This is a genomic window from Bifidobacterium vansinderenii (assembly GCF_002234915.1).
In the GTDB taxonomy this organism is placed as follows: Bacteria; Actinomycetota; Actinomycetes; order Actinomycetales; family Bifidobacteriaceae; genus Galliscardovia; species Galliscardovia vansinderenii.
Map to the genome: position 1 here is coordinate 209736 of NZ_NEWD01000004.1, position 19141 is coordinate 228876.

The following is a 19141-nucleotide window of genomic DNA, read 5'->3' on the forward strand; positions in this document are numbered from 1 at the left end:
AACGGGAACAGCGCCCGGTACGGCTACAGCGCCCTGTAGATCGCCTCCACATCGCTCGGGGTGACGGCGCGCGGGTTGACGGCGATATTGCCGGACGCCATGGCGTCGTGGGTCATGCGGTCCACCACGGCGAGGAAGTCCGGACGGTCCACGCCAGCCGCTTCGAGCGTGTCGGGGATGCCGATCGCGCTTAGCAGGGAGCGGATCTCGTAGACGAAGTCGTCGGTGTCGGTGTATTCGACGTCGGGGAACAGCGCCTCGTGCATGAGCTCGTACTGGCCCTTGTCTGCCAGCGCGTTGAATTCGAGCACGCTGGGCAGCAGCAGGCCGTTGGCCTCGCCGTGCGCCACGTGGAAGAACGCGGAGATCGGGTGACTCATGGCGTGCACGAGTCCGAGTCTGGTGGATTCGAATGCGATGCCGGCCATGGTGGCGGCGACCATCATGCCTCGCGCGGCCTCGGCGTCGTCGCGGCGGGCGTAGAAGCGCTTGAGGTATTTGCCGATCAGGCGCAGCGCCTCGAGCGAGTACATGCCGGAGAACGTGCTGTCCACGGTGTTGGTGAACGATTCGATGGCGTGCACCATGGCGTCGGTGCCGCATGCGGCGGCCACGCGGGCGGGAACGGTGGCGAGCACGCCCGGGTCGAGGATCGCGTAGGCGGGCAGCAGGAGCTTGCTGCCGACGGTGAGCTTGTAGTTGCGCGCCTCGTCGGTGATCACGGAGAACGAGGTGACCTCGCTGCCTGTGCCGGCGGTGGTGGGGATGGCGATGAACGGCACGATCGGGCCGGGCACGGTGTTCATGCCCTCGTAGTCGCCGATTTCGCCGCCGAACTTGGCGACCACGCCCACGGCTTTGGCCACGTCGAGCGATGAGCCGCCGCCGATGGCGATGATCGAGTCGCAGTCGTGCTCCTTGAACAGCGCGACGGCCTCGTCCACGCACACCGCGGTGGGATTGGGCTTCACATCGGTGAACATGACGTGGCTGATGCCGGCCTCGTCGAGGGAATCGGTGGCCTGCTTGGCGAGGGGCGCGTCGGCCAGGAACGGGTCGGCGATGATCAACGCGTTTGTCATCTTGAGTTCGCCGGCGTACGTGCCGAGTCGGCTCACGCCACCATAGTCGACGATGATGTTCTGCGGTACGGAAAACTTGAGCATGATGGTCCCTTCAATCTGCGGCGTCGTCGCCACGGTTTCCAGCATAGACCGGCGTGAATGGAGAGACAAGCGTGGGGTTCCCGGCCTATACGATCTATACGATCTATACGATCTATTCGGCCGGAGAAACCCCATGGCATATGCGGATCCCTCCGCTCACGGCATGATGATCGATGCGATGATCGGCGTCACTCCTTGCCGGCGGCGACGGCGTTCACGGAGTCGGTGAGGATCTCGAGTGCCTGATCCACCTGCTTCTTCGTGACGATCAGCGGCGGGATGCAGCGGATGATGCTGTCGCCGATGGCGGTGGTGAGCAGTCCGCGCTTGAGTGCCGCATGCTTGATGTCCACGGCGTTGACGGTGCCGTCGAATTCGAAGCCGACGAGCAGACCACGGCCGCGGCTCTCCTTGATGTGTGGCAGAGTCTTGCCTTTCTCGATGAAGTACTTGCCGATCGTGGCGGCGTTCTCGGGCAGCTTGCGGCTGACGATCTCGTCGACCTCGGCAAGCGCGGCGGCGGTGCACATCGGCGAACCGCCGAATGTGGTGCCGTGCGTGCCGGGAGTCAGGGATGCGGCGATCGGGTCCTTGGTGACCATGGCGCCGATCGGGACGCCGCCGCCAAGGCCCTTGGCCATGGTGAAGATGTCAGGCTCCACGCCGTAGCCCTGCCATGCGAACAGGGAGCCGGTGCGGCCCCAGCCGGTCTGCACCTCGTCGAAGATGAGCAGCAGACCCTTGTCGTCGCACAGCTTGCGCAGGCCTTCGAGGAACTCCTGTGTGGCCGGGTGCACACCACCTTCGCCCTGCACGGGTTCGACCATGATGGCGATGGTGTTGTCGGTGATCTTGGCCTTGAAGTCGTCGAGGTTGTTGAACTCGGCGTAGGCGAAGCCCGGGGTCATCTGGCCGAAGCCGTCCTGGGCGAGCGAGCCGGGCTGGCCGGTGGCGGCCAGGGCGCCGAACGTGCGGCCGTGGAAGGAGTGCAGCGCGGAGAGGATCTCGTACTTGTGCGGTCCGAAGTGGTCGATGCCGTACTTGCGGGCGAGCTTGATGGCCACCTCGTTGGCCTCGGTGCCGGAGTTCTGGTAGAAGATCTTGTCGAATCCGGACAGGTCGCACACCTTCTTGGCGAGCAGCGCCTGCGGGATGGTGTACGGGTAGTTGAACGTGTGCATGATGTCGCCGACCTGGTCGCGGATGGCGGCCACGACCTTGGGGTTGCAGTTGCCGGCGTTGTTCACGGCGATGCCGCCGTAGAAGTCAAGGTAGGCGTTGCCGTCCGGGTCGTAGATGTACATGCCTTCGGCACGTTCGGCGACGAAGTCGTAGCGTTCGTAGGTTTCGATCATGTACTTCTTGACGAGTCCCTTGAGCTCATCCTGGGAGAGTCCAGTTTCCGCAAGCTTCATCTCATGCTCCTTATCGCCATGGCGCTGTCCCGGCCGCGATCATGAGTGGGTCGCGAATGGTCGGATGGCGGTGCCGTACCGTTGCTGTACGGCTCAAACTCTAAGGTTTGCGTGTTTCCCTCCGCGCGTGATTGTGTGACGCACGCATGACGGCATGATGGTGGATCGTCCAATAACGACAACTGGATTGGACTTGATGTCCAAACTTGGCGCGGAAGCATGATCTTCCGCCCCCCCCAAAAAAAACCATAACGGAACCGGAAATGTGGCACTCACCGAAAGTTGATATCGTGCACAAGCTTGCAATAATGTGAGACTTCTAGAAATTGGGACATATCTTCGGCATTTTGCGTTTTGCATTCTGGTCCATGGGGCACAGTGCCGCGCCTGCGTCTCTCAGCATCAATATTCGGTACCATCGAACCATTGTCCGTATCACGCAGAAGAGGTAAAACATGGCAACCGCTTGGGGAGATGAAAGCGTCAGGAAAACCGGCGTTCCCTCACCCATGTACCTGATGGGAGCATGCGTTTGCGACGATGCAGAGACCCTGACCCGGCAAAGGCTGGCCTCACTCAAGCCCAAAGGCGCAAAGAAACTACATTGGCGAGATATGCGACCTTCATTGCGAGGCAAAGTCATTGACGCAATCGACGCCATGAACCTTGATCATGTCATCGTAGCCGCCGTGCCCATGGACCGTTGGAATACCGCCGAACGAGCCCGACGCAAATGTTTGGAATGTCTTCTCCCGTTGTTGGAAACAGAATACGGCGTGGACACGCTCGTGCTTGAACGGCGCGAAGCCTCGCAGGATAGAAACGACATCCGTTTCATCGACGGTCTGCGCAGCCGCGGATTCATCAGCGCAATTCGCGTCGAACTCCAAGCGGGTGAAACCGACGCAAGGCTCTGGCTCCCCGATCAGCTGCTGGGGGCCTATGGCGACGCCCGAACCGGCACGGAGAGGTACGGCAGCTTCCTCAGCTGTGTGCGAACCGTACTTATCGACGGTGACTGACATCGTCAGGCCGTGTATACTTCAAAGTAAGCCAACCCCGCTGGGGAAATGGAAGTGAGAGCCGGACGCCCCGAGTATCTTGGGGGCCGGCTCTCGCGCTATTCACGCATTTACGGGAGCGTATCTATACCACTACTGTTTCTCCCAGACACCACATCCTCGGGAACTGAACCCGGCTACATCATTAGGAATCGTGATTGTCTGAGCAATTCCTGCGGACACAAAATTATTGTCATAAATTTGGCCATTTGCATCCTGCATTTCCCAGTAGCAATTCGAGACCTTTTCACTCATGGTTTTCCAAGTACCAGTAGACATCTCAGATGGAACCTTATAGGTTCCATCATCCTTGATCATCCCCTGCTGACGCTTAGAAGCAACTTCCGATTCTCTAGCCGTATCCTTTTCGGCTTTCTGCTTTATCTCATCTGCTCGTGGATGGCTGGGACACAACGTAAGTGCTGCTACCAATTCTTTTGCTTGGTCGGAGGTCATCGTCTGCATTCCCATTTCTACAAATGCAGTAGAAGCACAAAGACTATACAGAACACCCAAAGAGCTAATATCTTTATTCACCGTCCCATAAGCATCTATCATCGCTTCCTTTTCGTCCTCGCTCATATTATCCGCAGTACCAGCTGGATATGAGCCTGTCGTATGGCAAGTAACAAGTACATCCTTCTTCCAGACGGTATCCTCGTAATTGCTACTGGTTACTCCAGCAATCCTTGTCCCTGTCGACGTATCTGAATCAGAGGCGGATTCATAACAGCTTAAATCAAACACTAGAGACTGGGCATTTGCTGATTTCCTCTGCTGCTCATTAGCCAAGGACGTTTCTTTAGCCTTGGATTTAGCAGCAGAATCATCCCCCAAATATCGAATCGTCATATCAACCGCCTCCGTTTCGTCGTCGACGGTCCACGAAATGACCCAGTTACCCCATACTCTTGATGAATTATCTTTGGATGTGTGCGAATCACCAATTTCATACACTATATCGTCATCCATATTAGTATGGTTAGCGATGCATTCTACTATTTTCATGTCATCCGTATTTCTCCACACCATTTGTAAAGCAGGCTTATTCGAGTAGTTTCCTTCAGTTAAGACTGCAACCTTATTATCTTGGTTACAAGCAGAAGCCACTTTCTGGACAACAAGATCATCATCACTTTGATTATTCCGCAACGCGACAAACGCAACTGTGGAAACCACTACAACGGCCACCACTACAATTGCGGCAATTGTGATTTGCAGCTTATGTCTATCCCATATTCCTTTGTTCTTCAGTGAATGATTCTCTTGCGTGGTAGGGGTACCGGACTCGGCAGCTACTGGTATCGCTGCCGAAGTAAGGGATTCCGCGGAATCAGTCTCTCTTTCTGAGACCATAGGATTCTCCTGCATCAGAGATGGCTGCTGACGCTCCGTAGAATCTTCGGATAATGTCGTATCTGCTTTAGCCGTTACCTGTTGCTCAGGATTCTGTGACACTTCTACCGTTCTGTCCGCGGAAAGAGTTGCAGATACCCCAGAGAAGAACTCATCCGCGATTGCAACGTTGTGCGCGTTTTGAAAGCCAGCTGCCGTGGATCCGAGTTTGCCGGCCACAGTCAGTTTGACAAGGACACCATCTCCGCTAGGTACAGCCGAAGCCGTCAGATTCTCACCCCACGTAGTCATGCTGATACCGGATGAAAACGTGCACGAGCAGGACAGATCATCGACATTCTTCAAGACAAAACGAGACTGATCTGATTCCAGATAATGTTTCATCGCCCCATACACTTCTCCGATGGACGCGTTGTAGTAGCGCTCCAGCTGCGTGGTATTCAACGCCATTGTTCTTCTCCCTCAGTTGAACTAGCAACTAATCTTAAGCATAATGGGTAGCAAGCCCGCAATCCGAAGAGGAAAACAATGCTTCAACCATAGTTTTTACAGCAGCTAAAGCCGTTCGAGGAGTGATGAACGGCGTAGAAGTCGATGTCCGTTGGACTCCAACCTAAGAACTGCCACGACACGTCGGAAAGAGCAGTTAAGCGGTAAGGCGGTTGAACGGTACGTCGATTTTCATTGCGATTCCACCAGTCCCGCAATCAGAAATTGTGAATCTCGTGCCCCCTCAGTCATACATCCGCCCGATATCTCTCTTCCACGGAGGGAGCGCACAGGTGCCTGAGCTACTCGTGTCCTTGGGGCGAGCCGTCGAGGTGCTGGAGGCGTAGCTGGGACCACATGAGCGTGCGGGCCGGGAACAGCTTCGTGGCGGCGAAGATAGCCTTGGCCGGCAGACCCGGCAGTGAGAGAGCGCGACCGCGGAACATGTCATTGATGATGTGCCCGACCACGGCATCCGCGTCCATGATGCCGATGAAGTTGGTGAACGGCTGCTCCTTGGATGATGGGGATGAGAGCACAGACGAGTTTCCACCCGACCGTTTGCGGATCCCGGCACCGCCGCTCCCCTGCGCCCGTTCGATGAATTCGGTGCGCACCCAGTACGGGCAGGCCGCCGTGACCTTGATACCCCGGTAGGCGAGTTCCCGGCCGAGCGCGCGCGACCAGCTGACCATGAACGCCTTGGTGGCCGCGTACACGTTGATGTATGGGCAGGGCAGGAATCCGCTGATCGAGCACAGGTTCATCATGTGGGCGCCGGCGCGCATGTACGGCAGACTGTGCGTGACAATGGCGATGGGCGTCTTGATGTTGAGGTCGACCATGTTCAGATGCGTCCGCAGCGGCACGTTTTCGAAGTGGTCCATCGCACCGAATCCGGCGCAGTTGGCAAGGATCGTGATGTTCGGCCGTTCCTCGGCGAGCAGCTGACGGTAGGCGTCGATGTCGTCGGGATCGGTGAGGTCCAGTGCCAGCGGACGAACGGGGATCGGCACGGCACGGTCAAGCTCCTCGAGTCGTTCGCGACGTCGGGCGATCACCCAGATCTCGTCGGCGGCCACGCGGCCGACCGACGCCCAGTAGGCGATCTGATGCGTGAACTCACGGCCCATGCCGCTTGATGCCCCGGTGACGACGATGATGTTCCTCATGGCCAGCACTCCTTTGTTCCTCGCCATTTCATTGGTATGCACCAGTCTATGCACATGCGCCGGTGTGCGGTCACGTGGCACGGGTACCGGTCACGCGGACCGCCCGAGCCACGTGACTGAACCCGGCCCACGTGATCGCACCGAGGCCCGTACCCGATGGCTCAGGGCCCGCAGTCGATGGCTCAGGCCTGCGCGCAGATGGTCTTGGTCTGCTCCACGTTGCGCTTGAGTTCGGCGACCAGCGCCTCGGCGGAGTCGAAGTGCACCTGCGGGCGCAGGAACTCCACGAATTCGGCGCGCACGGTGTGATCGTACAGATCCAGCCATTCCGCGTTGCCGTCGGCGTCGACCGGGGCGATCGCGTACGCCTCGAGCACGCGGGCCTCGGGCTCGTCGAACGTCTCCTTGGTGCCGATGGAGATGGCGGAGGCGTATCGACGCTCCTCGCCGGTCTGCGGATCGGTGTCGATCAGCCAACCTGCGTACACGCCGTCGGCGGGCATGTAGCCGTGCACGTCCTTGGCCACGTTCGCGGTGGGGAATCCGAGCGTGCGTCCGCGCTGCTTGCCGCCGATCACCACGCCCTCAACGGCGTGCAGACGGCCCAGAATGTCGGCCGCGGCCTTCACCATGCCCTGCGACAGCAGGAACCGCACGTACGATGAGCTCCACGCGCGCACCAGACGGTTCGGCGTCTTCTTGCTCAGCGCACGACGCTCGGCCTTGGTGAGTCCGGAGTCGGGGTCGTTCACGCGGGCGAGCGCAGCGGCCGCCTCGGGCGAGGCGTTCTCGTCCAGAGGGATGCGCACTTCGCCGGGACCGCGGTCGTCGACCACATCCACTTGGAACATGCGCGTGGCCTGAGCGACAGAGTCGATGGCCTTCACGTCGCCGACCCGTCCGGCGCCCATGCGACCGTCCTTGCCGATGACCAGCGTGTGCAGGCCGATCTTGCCGACCATCTGACCGAGGAAGTACTGGTACGACTTGGCGCCGAACTCGAGGGTGTAGCGCACCACGAGCGCGTGTTCGATGCCGGTCTCCTCGATGAGCTTGAGTCGACGGTCAATGCCGGTCAGCGCGTCGGTGTCCGGATACTCCTGATCGTTCGGCAGTTCCGCGCCGTCATGCGCGGCCGCATACTCGTGCACGACGGACGGACGCGGATCGAATACGATGGCCACGGAGATGGCGCCGTAGCTCTTGGCTAGGTCGACCGCGCGGCGGAGCACCGCCTGATGTCCCTTGTGCACGCCGTCGAAGCTGCCGACGGCCACGACGGTTCGCTTGTTCTGTCCGAACGGCGGCCATGCCAGCATGCCTTCGGTGTCGGGGATCAGTGTGGTGATCTTCATGGTTCCTCATTCCGTATTGCCGTGTGCCCACAATGTTTTGGTTTCACGTGGCACATTTCACGCTGCGTGTTTCACACGCTTCCTGTTTTCCGATGTTCAAGCTTACGATAACGGCTCGGCAGCGGCCTTCCGACCACAGGCCGATCATCCGCTACTCCCCTGCCGATGCAGCCGACACCGCCGGAAACACGACGGCCGGCTTGGACTGATGGGAGTTGGCGCGCTCGATAATGGCGGCGAGATCGTCTCCCGCAATGGCCGCCGTGGGTTCCGTGACCTTGTGCTCGATGCGACGTCCGAACCGCAGTTCCTGTGCTTCAGCGGCAGTGATGTCGAGGCACGGCATGGTCAGACGCGCGGCGTGTGGCATGTCGATCATGCGGGAGAGCAGTGCCGTGCGGCGATCGGCGTGACCGTCGGTATTCAACGACGGCTTATCCTTGTCAGGCACGGTCGTTTCGGGAATGTCGAGAATCGCCTTGGCTCGGGTGATGGTCTCGCCGTCGCGGTTGGTGAAGGTGCGGTTCTCCGTGTGCGCAGTGACCACGTTCGGCGCACCGGCATCGAAGGAGCCCACGCGGGTGCGGCGCAGGCGGGTCAGATGGCCGCCGACGCCGAGTTCACGTCCGAGATCGCGGGCCAGAGCGCGGATATAGGTGCCGGAGGAGCAGGTGACGCGCACGGTGAGGTCGAGGTGGGGGGTGTTGCGTTCGGCGGGAGGTGTGATCCCTCCCTCAGTCACGTCGTTCGACGTGACAGCTCCCTCCCTCGGAGGGAGCACAGAAGAATCGGAGGCAGTAACGGCGTTCAACGCGACGATGCCTCCCGGCATCACGGATGGGTTGGAGACAGTCGCGTTGTTCGACGTGACAGCTCCCTCCCCCGGAGGGAGCACAGATGGGTTGAGGACAGTCAGGTCGTTCGGCGTGACGGCGTCATTCTGCGGAAGTACGGAGGAAACGGGCGAGGGCACATCGTAGTCGAGGATCGTGAAGTCGTGGATGGTGATCGGGCGCGCCTCGAGTTTCACGTCCTTGCCCTCGCGTGCCAGATCGTAGGCGCGCTGGCCGTGGATCTTGATCGCGGAGAACGTGTTGGGCACCTGTTCGATACGGCCGAGGAAATGCTCGGCGATCGTCCGCTCGACCGTCTCGCGGGTCAGTGCGCTTAAACGTACGGTGACCTCGTCCTGTGTCGGCTCATGATCGGCCGACTCGTCATCGACTTCGGAGGATTCGCCGACAGATGCGGTTGCAAGGTCGTCCACGGCATCGTCGGGCCTTTGCGACGTGCCGCTCCCCCACGGCAGGACCTCGCCGTCGGCGTCGTCGGTCGTGGTGCGCTGACCGAGACGGATCGTCGCCTCGTACGTCTTGTCCGCGCCGACGATGTAGTTGAGCAGTCGCGTGGCGTAGCCGAATCCGACAACCAGCACGCCGGTGGCCATCGGGTCGAGCGTGCCGGCATGACCCACACGACGCATGTGCAACGCGCCGCGCACGGCGGCGACCACGTCGTGACTGGTCACGCCCTGCGGTTTGTCGATCACCAGGATGCCGGAGATGTCCGAGGTCTTAGAAGAACGCGCTGCCAATATCAATCCTTCTTGCTCGTTGTAGATAACCGCCGGCTCTCCTCTCTGAGGAGAGCCGATGCGAATGGGCTCAGGCCATGAAGTGGGCGTCGGCCTCGGGGGTCTCGTCCTCGGAGTCGTCGGCCTCGACGTCGTCGGAGTCCTCGTCGAACTCGTCATCGTCGGTCTTCGGCTCGTCGTGACGGTACGGGTCGGCTTCGCCGGCGTACTGCGCGTTCTCGCGGGCCTTAGCGAGCTCGGCGTCGCGCTTGAGCGCCACGGTGAGGATGTCTTCGATCTCGGTGGCCTCGGACGGCACGTCGTCATACTTGAACTCGAGCACGGGAGTCAGGCGCAGACCGGCCTTGTGCCCCACGTGGGAGCGCAGACGTCCCTTGGCCTGGTTGAGAGCCTGGGCTGCGCGGCGGCGCTGGCCCTTCTCCTTGCCGTCGTCACCCAGCTGGGTCCAGAAGATACGAGCGATCTGCATATCGTTGGTCACGCGAACGTCGGTGATGGTGACGCCGGCGAGACGGGGGTCATGCAGTTCACGCTCGAGGGACTGCGCGACCACGCGCTTGATCAGTCCCGCGATGCGCACTGCGCGAGGATTGGTTCCGGACATGATGTCCCTTTCTTTCTAACGAATAGATACAAATCGGCTCCCCTCCGGAGGGGAGCCGGCTGGGGAAACGGTCTGAGGTGAAGCGGCGAACGTCGACGATTAACGGCGTTCAGCCTCCCCTCAGACCGCCTCCGGCGGCCAGCTCCCCTCCGGGAGGGGAGCCTGTGAAACACTACTGGCGCTCAACCTCACGCATCTCGAAGGTCTCGATGATGTCGCCTTCCTGGATGTCGTTGAAGTTGCCCAGGTTGATACCGGCCTCGTAGCCTTCCTTGACGGAGGTGACGTCGTCCTTGAAGCGACGCAGCGAGGAGATCTCCAGGTCGTTGACCGTGGCCACGCCGTTGCGCAGGATACGGCACTTCGTACCACGCTTGACCTCGCCGTCCTGCACCATGACGCCGGCGATGTTGCCGAACTTGGAGGAACGGAAGATCTCGCGGATCTCGGAGTGGGAGGTGACGACCTCCTCGTATTCCGGCTTGAGCATGCCCTTGAGGGACGCCTCAACATCCTCGATGGCCTTGTAGATGATCGAGTAGTACTTGATCTCCACGCCCTCGCGCTCGGCGAGGTCGGCCACCTGACGGTTCGGACGCACGTTGAAGCCGATGATCACGGCCTTGTCGACCGTGGCCAGGTTCACGTCGTTCTGCGTGATGGCACCGACGCCGCGGTGGATGACCTGGATGCCGACCTCGTCGGACACCTCGATCTTCATCAGGGAGTCTTCCAGCGCCTCCACGGAACCGGAGGAGTCGCCCTTGATGACGATGTTGAGCATGTCGATCTCGGACTTGGCGAACTGCTCCTTGAGGCTCTCGAGCGAGACGACCTTGCGGCGCTTGGCCAGCTGGGCGGCACGTTCGGTGGCCTGACGCTTCTCGGCGATCTGGCGGGCGGTGCGATCGTCCGGGGCGACCAGGAACAGGTCGCCGGCGGTCGGCACGGAGGTGAGACCAAGCACCTGCACCGGGGTGGAGGGCGTGGCTTCCTTCATCTGCTTGCCGTTCTCGTCGAGCATGGCGCGGACGCGACCGTACGACGTGCCGGCCACGATGGCATCGCCCACGTGAAGCGTACCCTGCTGCACGAGCACGGTGGCCACGGCGCCGCGACCCTTGTCGAGTCGGGCTTCCACGGTGGCACCGCGGGCGTCCATATCCGGGTTGGCGCGCAGGTCGAGCGTGGCGTCGGCCGTCAGCAGCACGGCTTCGAGGAGCTTGTCCACGTTGATGTTCTGCTTGGCGGAGATGTCGACGAACATGGTGTCGCCGCCGTATTCCTCCGGCACCAGACCGAACTCGGTAAGCTGACCGCGCACCTTGTCGGGGTTGGCACCCGGCTTATCGATCTTGTTCACGGCGACCACGATCGGCACGTTGGCGGCCTGAGCGTGGTTGATGGCCTCCACGGTCTGGGGCATCACGCCATCGTCGGCAGCGACCACGAGGATCGCGACGTCGGTGAGCTCGGCACCACGGGCACGCATGGCGGTGAACGCCTCGTGGCCAGGGGTATCGAGGAACGTGAGCTTGCGGTGCTCGCCGTTCAGGTCCACGGACACCTGATAGGCGCCGATGCGCTGCGTAATGCCGCCGGCCTCGCCCGCGATGACGTTGGTCTTGCGGATCGTGTCGAGCAGTCGGGTCTTACCGTGATCGACGTGGCCCATGACGGTGACCACCGGCGGACGCGGCTTGAGATCCTCGTCGTCCTGCAGCTCTTCCTCGTCGAGGTCGATGTCGAACTGCTGCAGCAGCTCCTTGTCCTCTTCCTCGGCGGAAACGATCTTGATGTTCCAGCCGATCTCCTCGCCCAGAATCTGGAACGTGGACTCGTCGAGCGACTGCGTGGCCGTGGCCATCTCGCCCAGGTGGAACAGCACGGTGACCAGGGACGCCGCGTTGACGTTGATCTTCTCGGCCAGATCCGACAGGGACGCGCCCTGACGAAGCTTGATGGTCTGTCCGTTGCCGGAGGGGATGCGCACGCCGCCGATGACGGGTGCCTTCATCTCCTCGAACTCATGCCTCCTTGCGCGACGCGCCTTACGTGCCTTGGAGGAACGGCTGCCCTGACGGCCGAATGCGCCAGCAGCGCCACCGCGACCGCCGCGGCCGCCACGACCTCCACCCTGCTGGGGACCGTTGGTCGGCGTACCGTTGCCGGCACCCGGACGCGGAGCACCGCCGAAGCGGTTGCCACCCGGACGCGGAGCGCCGTTGCCGGCACCCTGACCGGGACGGCTGTGACCCCACTGGTTCGGCCTGCCCTGACCGCCACGACCCGGACGAGCACCCGGAGTCGGCCTGCCGCCCTGACCGGGGCGACCGCCACGACGGTTGTTGTTCACCGTCGGACGGGCCATCGGATGCGGACGCGGGATATCACCCGGAGTGGGCACGCTCATACCCTGCTTGCGGCTGAACGGATTATTGCCCGGACGCGGACCCGGAGTGGGGGCCGCGGAACGCTGCTGCTCGCCGGCGGGGGCGTTGCCGCCCGGCTGAACGCCGCCATGGGGGCGCGGTCCGCGCGGGTTCTGAGAACGACCCGGCTGCGGGCGTCCACCGTGGTTCTGCGGAGAGGCACCGCGACGATCGCCAGGATGCGGGGCCGCGCCACGACCGCCCTGCGGACGGGGACGGGCGCCACGATGATCACCGGGGGTCGGAGCGTGTGCGGAACGCGGCGACGGAGTCGGCGCCGCTGCGTGAGGCTTGGGGGTGGCCGCCGGAGCGTGCGGGGCCGCGGGCTTGGCGGCTGCCGGCGCATGCGGGGCGGGATGAGGGGCTGCCGGACGGTCTTCGCCGGAGTGGACCGGCTTCTTCGCCATCGGCTTCGGGGCCGGCTTGGCATGCGGCCTGGCCGGCGTGCCCTTGTCGGACTTTTCAGAGGAAGGCTGGAACGCAGCCTTGAGTTTGCGCACTACGGGCGCTTCCACGGTGGACGAGGCCGACTTCACGAACTCGTCCATTTCCTTGAGCTTGTCAAGGACGGTCTTGCTGTCAACACCAAACTGCTTGGCTAATTCATATACGCGTGCTTTGGGCACCAATATCTCCTATTCCCGACCGCGCATATGGCTCCGCGCGATCAATGATCACTGATGGTGAACATGTCCTGTCTCATCGTGCGACCATGGTTGTGTTACCTCGTTCTTTGCTGAAAGAAGGCATACTACACCCTCCGTTTCAGGTACCGCTGCAAGCATACTCAGCCCTATGGATTGCAACGGCGGCGAAAAACGCCGATGTGTCGCGCATACCGTACGGCACGATACGCGATCGGGGCGGCAGCCGTGAATGACGACAACCACCCCGAATTCATATCATGCCGCTGATGCGATCACTGTCGCTCAGTGCTCGCCCTGCTCGGCCTTCCTGGCACGGGCCTCCTCGGACTCGATGCCGATCTTCCAGCCAGTGAGCTTGGCGGCCAGACGGGCGTTCTGCCCCTCCTTGCCGATGGCCAGCGACAGCTGATCGTCATGGATGAACGCGATCGCCGTCTTGTTCTTCTCGCTGACGACCTGCACCTCGGTGGCGTGCGCCGGGGACAGCGCGGCGGCGACAAACTGCGCCGGATCCGCCGACCAGTCGACGATATCGATCTTCTCCTGACCAAGGTTCTCCATCACCGCACGCACACGCGAACCACCAGGGCCGATCAGCGCGCCCTTCGGATTCACGCCCTGCGCATTGGCGCGCACCGCGATCTTGGTACGAGCGCCAGCCTCACGCGCGATCGACATGATCGACACCGCGCCACTGGCCAGTTCCGGCACCTCACGCTCGAACAGACGACGAACCAGCTCCGGATGCGAACGGGACACGATGATCTCCGGGCCCTTGAGGCCACGGGCCACGTTCACCACATACACACGCAGGCGCTCGCCGTGACGGTAGCGCTCGCCCGGCACCTGCTCACGACGAGGCAGAATCGCCTCCACGTCGCCCACGGCCACATGCACGTTGGCCGGATCCTTCGCATCCTGCTGCACGACGCCGGTGATCAGGTTGCCCTTCTGACCGGAGAACGCGCCGAACACCTTTTCATCGGCGGCGCGACGGAACAGCTGCGTAATGACCTGACGAGCGGTGGCGGCGGCGAGACGGCCGAAATCACGAGGGGTGTCGTCGTACTCCTCACCCAGCTGGGGAGCGGGATGAGGGTTGTCTTCCGTGGGTTCCTGAGGAATCTCGTCCTGAGCCCAGACCGTGAACGATCCGGCGCGGGCGTCGAGTTCCACGCGGGCGTGCTTCGCCGCATGAGGGGTTTTCAGGTAAGCGAGACGCAGGGCTTCTGCCAGTGCGTTATCCAGAGTCTCGGCATCTATTCCCTGCTCAGCAGCGAGCTGATGCATTCCTGCCAAGTCCAATTCCATGCCCAAGACCTCCCATATGAAGTTATAGCGGGCACCCTGCCCGCGAAATGGTCTGCAACGGCTATTAGTCTAACGTTTCATGCAGACACCACTATGCGCTTACGGCGAATTCGGGGATGGGGCCGGCCGCGGCGGAGAACGCGACCTGCGAGGGGGAATTGTCGTTCCCGATGCCCATGGTGGTCGTACCGTTCGCGGCATTCGTCGAGTTTTCGGTCGTCGCACGTCTTTTACCAACGTATTCGCATCGATACTCACGGCGTTCGTGTCGCTGATGTGCTGTCTGGGTCTGCTTGCCGCACTCCCCTCCCCTGCCGCCTCGGCCGCGGTGCCCGGCATCAGCGGACGCGGCACCGACGAGTCCGATCTCAGCGTCTGCGAGCGCGCACTGTCGTTGGGATTCGGCGATCTGGAACGCTATCAGTCGGCGTTGCCGTCGTATCTTCGTCTGTTTTCAGCCGCGGATGCGCAGTCGCGGTGGCATACGGCCGCGGTGGAGTGTCCGCAGCGTTTCGCGGAGGGTACCGTGCGCAGTGCTCTGGCCTTCCATGCCGCGAATACGCTGGCCGATCGTACCGGCATCGGCGGTGTCGTCACCGCGTCGTCGGCGTCGTTGGACGACGATCTGACGTTGCATGTCGACACGTCTACCGCCGCGGGACTGTCGTTGGCCGAGGATCGGGCCGGGTTCGCGTTCGAGATTCTTGCGGCCCGTCATGGCGCGGACGCCACGATGTACAAGCTCAGCGATCAGCGCAAGTCGAACGCGCAGATTCTCGCCACCGTGGTTGCGCACGAGTCGGATCCGCGACAGAAGGTCTATGCCGTGGATTCGCTGATCGCCAATCCCGACGAGACGGTCGATCCGACGAACGGGCTGAAGGCCGCCACTTCCGCCGTCGTGGAGATGAACTGCGCTTTGGAGGAATTGGACGCGGTGAGCGCCGGCACCGGAAAGCAGTCCGATTCCGCCTCATCGTCGGGATCGTCTTCCGATTCGACTGCGGATGATGCGTCGTCGAGCCGTACCGATGCGGAAGCCCATGATCTCGCCGTGATTTCCACTCTTGTTTCCGCACATATCGCAACGGCGCTCGATCTCGGCTACCCCGCACTGGAGACGGCGCTGCTGAAGTAGTTCGTCCGACCGTCACAAGACGGCCGTGAAAACAAAAATCCCGGAATCGTATGATCCCGGGATTCGTTGGCGGATAAGGCGAGATTCGAACTCGCGGAGGGGGTTGCCCTCACACGCTTTCGAGGCGTGCTCCTTCGACCGCTCGGACACTTATCCATCGTTGTCGCAAAAGACAACTTGACTAGTATGCCACGTTTTGCGGACAATGCAAAATCATCGCGTCGTCGAAGTGTCGCGCACGATTCAGACCTGCGGGCCCTGCTCGTGAACGGAGGCATTGACCCACTGGTCCTGCTGCACATTATTACCGCAGAACACACCGATGTCGAGCATGCAGTCGCGATAGTCACGACCGTGGGCGATGGTGATGTAGTTGTCGTCGACCATACGGTTGTGCGTGGGGTCAAGTCCGATCCAACGATCCTTGTGATACACCTCGACCCATGCGTGCGTGGCCCCCTCGCCGCCCAACAGACCGGCGATGTAGCGAGCGGTGAGACCCACGTGGCGGCATACGGACAGCATCACGTGCGCGTAGTCCTGGCACACACCCTTGCCCTGGGCGAGCGCCTCCTCGGCCGTGGTGCGAACGGTGGTGGACTTGGGCGTGTACGTGAACGCCTTGTACACCTCGTCCATCACCACCTGGCCGACGGCGATCGGGGATCCGGAATTGTATTCGGACCGCAGACGGTCCTTGCACCGTTCGATCAGCGCCTTGACGGCCGGACCGGGCACGGTGAGCGCCGAGTCGAAACGATAGAGCGGCTTGTAGATCTCGGGCTTGATATTGGCATTGTCGACGAACGCGATGCCGGTCACCCGATAGTTGAAGTGGGTGTGCGGTTCGGGAATGAAGCCGGTCATGACCACGGAATCGAACGAATCGATGGCGGTTTCGGCCTCCACATGCGGATCGATGACGACCTTGGTGTCGACCACCTGCTGACGCGGGCCCGTGGCGGGAATGCACCTGAGCTGGAAACGATGATCGGTCACGGGCGAGCTGAACGACAGCTTCATCTCGTAATCAAAATACAGTTTCTTCAACGATTCTCTCCTTGGGGCGCCGGACGCAAACCTTTTTCATTCTAGTTCCCCGTGAAAACGAACGTGCCTCGTGTTCCAGATGTGCACATCCGGTACGCGAGGCGGCGGTTCGGAAGCTTCCCCTCGGTCCTCCCCTCAGCTAGGGAAGAGAAAAAGAGGGGAGCCAGAGACGAACCAGAGCGGCTAGCGGGCCAGGTTCATGGTGTTCACTTCGGTGAGCGGACGCAACGTTTCGGCGGTCACGCGGTCGCTGAATCCCTCCTGGAACTTCTTGAGCGTTTCCGCAAGCTCGGCGTATCCGCGCTGCGGCAGCTGGCCGATGAGCCAGCGCAGGCCGGAGGCGAAGCATTCGGGCACCGGCAGGCCGTCGAGCGTCATAGCGTAGTTGACGAGCTTGCGGATCGGCGCCTTGAGTTCGGCAGAGGACACCGACAGTCGCGTGTACAGGTCGAGTCGCTCCAGATACTTGCCAATGAACAGGAACGCCTTGAGCGTCTGGTCGATCGTGGAGTTCTCGATCGCACCCCAGAAGGCGAGCAGATCGTCGTTCACGTCGCGCTGCGCGTAGATGTCCTCGGCGTCGGAGCTCAGCGCGGTCGCGTCGGCGATGCTGCTCAGCGCCATCTCCACGTACTGCAGCACGCGGGACGTGAGTTCGGGGCGCAGGATCACCGCGTTGTTGAACGCGCAGTCCATGGCGCTGCGCACCGAGTTCGGGTTGCTCTTGTCGTAAAGGAACGTGTGGATGAACGCGTCGAAGTCCTCGAAGTCCTCCGGCAGGTCGAGCGCGCGGGCAAACGGGCGGAACGCGTCCACGTCGGTGTCCATCACCTGATCATAGAACGGGAAGAACCGGGTGAGCGTGGTGAACACGCGTTCGGTGTAGCGGCCCAGCCAGTACAGGTTGTCGGCCTTGGACGCGGTGAGCAGCGCGAGGCTGTGACGTTCGGAGTCGGCGATGATGCGCTCGTTGGCCCAGTCGTTCTTCAACGACTCGCCTTCGCCGGCGAGCACCCACGTGTCCTTGAATCCGCCGCCCTGCGACGAGTTGACGATCATCTGGCCCGGGATCGACGAGTAGCGGGTCAGACCCGAATACCACACGTGCGTGTCCGGTCCGGTGACCACGAAGGCGCGCAGATCGGCCTTGCGCGGCTCCATGCGGCCGGTGTTCGGATCCACCACGTTAATGTCGCGGAACTGGATGACCTCCTGGGCGATGAACCGGCGCGGCTCGGCCTTGATCTTGTCGGCGAGCTCCTCGCGCTGGCGTGCGTCCAGGCTCGAGCCGAACACCACGCCGTAGCCGCCGGCCTCGGCCACGTCCTTGATCACGAGTTCGCCGAGACGGTCGAGCACCGTCTTGCGGTCCTCGTTGAACATGGGCATGTAGGTGGGCGCGTTGTGCAGGATCGGATCCTCGTGCAGATAGTACTGGATCATGGCCGGTACGAAGTAGTAGATGGCCTTGTCGTCGGCCGCGCCGTTGCCCGGCGCGTTCATGATGGCCACGTTGCCAGCGCGGTAGGCGCCAAGCAGTCCCGGAACGCCGATCACCGAGTCGGCGTTGAACGCGAACGGATCCAGGTATTCGTCGGACAGACGACGGTAGACCACGCCCACGCGATGCTTCCTGCCGGAGTAGTCGATGAAGTACAGTTCATTGTTCTCCACCTCCAGGTCCTCGGGGAACGCGAGCACCGCACCGGTCTTCTCGGCCAGGTAGGCGTGTTCGAAGAACGCGGAGTTGAACCGGCCCGGCGTGAGCACCACGGCGATGCCCTCGGTGGAGACGAAATCCATGGATCGGCGCAGCATCGTCGGGTAGGCGCGGTTGTCACGCACGCGCACGTCACGGAACAGTCGCGGCGAGATCCTGCGTTCGATGTCGCGCACGAACAGCGGGTAGCTGGCGCCGGACGGGATGCGCAGATTGTCCTCGAGCACCCACCAGCGGCCGTCCTCGCCCTGCACCAGATCCTCGCCGGCAATGTGCGCGAACACGCCGCCGGGAGGCGTCACGCCGTTGACCTGCGGAAAGTAGCCTTCGGACGTGTACACGTACTCCTCGGGAATCACCCCGTCGTGCACGATGCGCTTGTCGGAGTAGATGTCCTTGAGGTAAGCGTTCAGCGCGTTCACACGCTGCTTCAGACCACGGTCGAGTTCGTCGAACTCGTCGGATTCGATGATGCGCGGCACCGGATCGTAGGGGAACAGCTGATCGTGGTACTGGCCGTTCTTGTAGATGCCGAACCGCACGCCGTTGCGGCTCAGCTCACGATTGATCGCAGCCCTGCGGTCCACCAGCTCGGAGGCCATCTTCTGCGCTTTTGACTCGATCACTACCC

13 protein-coding genes and 1 tRNA gene are annotated in these 19141 nt (G+C 61.8%); 2 read left to right on the forward strand and 12 right to left on the reverse strand.

Annotated elements, in window-relative coordinates; all coding sequences use genetic code 11:
* Nucleotides 1-23: 23 nt before the first annotated feature.
* Nucleotides 24-1166, reverse strand: coding sequence for an iron-containing alcohol dehydrogenase family protein (locus Tam10B_RS01925; RefSeq protein ID WP_093959581.1), 1143 nt, complete (start codon nucleotides 1164-1166; stop codon nucleotides 24-26).
* A gap of 188 nt (nucleotides 1167-1354) precedes the next feature.
* Nucleotides 1355-2581, reverse strand: coding sequence for an aspartate aminotransferase family protein (locus Tam10B_RS01930; RefSeq protein ID WP_093959582.1), 1227 nt, complete (start codon nucleotides 2579-2581; stop codon nucleotides 1355-1357).
* A gap of 455 nt (nucleotides 2582-3036) precedes the next feature.
* On the opposite strand from Tam10B_RS01930, the gene Tam10B_RS01935 reads away from it, so the two are divergent.
* Nucleotides 3037-3603, forward strand: coding sequence for a hypothetical protein (locus Tam10B_RS01935; RefSeq protein WP_093959583.1), 567 nt, complete (start codon nucleotides 3037-3039; stop codon nucleotides 3601-3603).
* A 132-nt stretch (nucleotides 3604-3735) separates the two neighbouring features.
* Here the strand turns inward: Tam10B_RS01935 and Tam10B_RS01940 are convergent, their stop codons facing one another.
* The 7 genes from Tam10B_RS01940 to nusA all read right to left on the reverse strand — a co-directional run bounded on the left by Tam10B_RS01940 (nucleotide 3736) and on the right by nusA (nucleotide 14602).
* Nucleotides 3736-5448, reverse strand: a complete 1713-nt coding sequence (locus Tam10B_RS01940; RefSeq protein WP_093959584.1) for a hypothetical protein — start codon at nucleotides 5446-5448, stop codon at nucleotides 3736-3738.
* A gap of 341 nt (nucleotides 5449-5789) precedes the next feature.
* Nucleotides 5790-6659: an SDR family NAD(P)-dependent oxidoreductase gene (locus Tam10B_RS01945; protein WP_158214094.1), complete on the reverse strand. Its 870-nt coding sequence runs from the start codon at nucleotides 6657-6659 to the stop codon at nucleotides 5790-5792.
* A 182-nt stretch (nucleotides 6660-6841) separates the two neighbouring features.
* Nucleotides 6842-8014: a riboflavin kinase gene (locus Tam10B_RS01950; protein ID WP_093959586.1), complete on the reverse strand. Its 1173-nt coding sequence runs from the start codon at nucleotides 8012-8014 to the stop codon at nucleotides 6842-6844.
* A 151-nt stretch (nucleotides 8015-8165) separates the two neighbouring features.
* Entirely contained in the window at nucleotides 8166-9608 is a 1443-nt protein-coding gene (locus Tam10B_RS13475) for a tRNA pseudouridine synthase B (protein WP_408606621.1), read from the reverse strand.
* Between the two features lie 70 nt (nucleotides 9609-9678).
* Nucleotides 9679-10212 carry a 30S ribosome-binding factor RbfA gene (gene rbfA / locus Tam10B_RS01965; protein ID WP_093959587.1) on the reverse strand — a complete coding sequence of 178 codons (534 nt, stop codon included), beginning with the start codon at nucleotides 10210-10212 and terminating at the stop codon, nucleotides 9679-9681.
* A gap of 172 nt (nucleotides 10213-10384) precedes the next feature.
* Complete coding sequence (infB, locus tag Tam10B_RS01970; RefSeq protein ID WP_093959588.1) at nucleotides 10385-13270, reverse strand: translation initiation factor IF-2; 2886 nt, start codon at nucleotides 13268-13270, stop codon at nucleotides 10385-10387.
* 303 nt (nucleotides 13271-13573) lie between these two features.
* A complete protein-coding gene (nusA, locus tag Tam10B_RS01975; protein ID WP_093959589.1) occupies nucleotides 13574-14602 on the reverse strand; it encodes a transcription termination factor NusA in 1029 nt (342 codons plus the stop codon).
* Nucleotides 14603-14867: 265 nt separating this feature from the next.
* Here nusA and Tam10B_RS01980 point away from each other — a divergent pair, with 265 nt between their 5' ends.
* Nucleotides 14868-15740, forward strand: coding sequence for a hypothetical protein (locus tag Tam10B_RS01980; RefSeq protein WP_143248500.1), 873 nt, complete (start codon nucleotides 14868-14870; stop codon nucleotides 15738-15740).
* A gap of 67 nt (nucleotides 15741-15807) precedes the next feature.
* Here the strand turns inward: Tam10B_RS01980 and Tam10B_RS01985 are convergent.
* From Tam10B_RS01985 to Tam10B_RS01995, 3 genes are all read right to left on the reverse strand, one after another.
* Nucleotides 15808-15896 (reverse strand) — tRNA-Ser (locus tag Tam10B_RS01985).
* Between the two features lie 87 nt (nucleotides 15897-15983).
* Entirely contained in the window at nucleotides 15984-16790 is an 807-nt protein-coding gene (locus Tam10B_RS01990; RefSeq protein ID WP_093959591.1) for a transglutaminase family protein, read from the reverse strand.
* A 183-nt stretch (nucleotides 16791-16973) separates the two neighbouring features.
* Nucleotides 16974-19136, reverse strand: coding sequence for a circularly permuted type 2 ATP-grasp protein (locus tag Tam10B_RS01995; protein ID WP_093959592.1), 2163 nt, complete (start codon nucleotides 19134-19136; stop codon nucleotides 16974-16976).
* Between the last annotated feature and the right edge of the window lie 5 nt (nucleotides 19137-19141).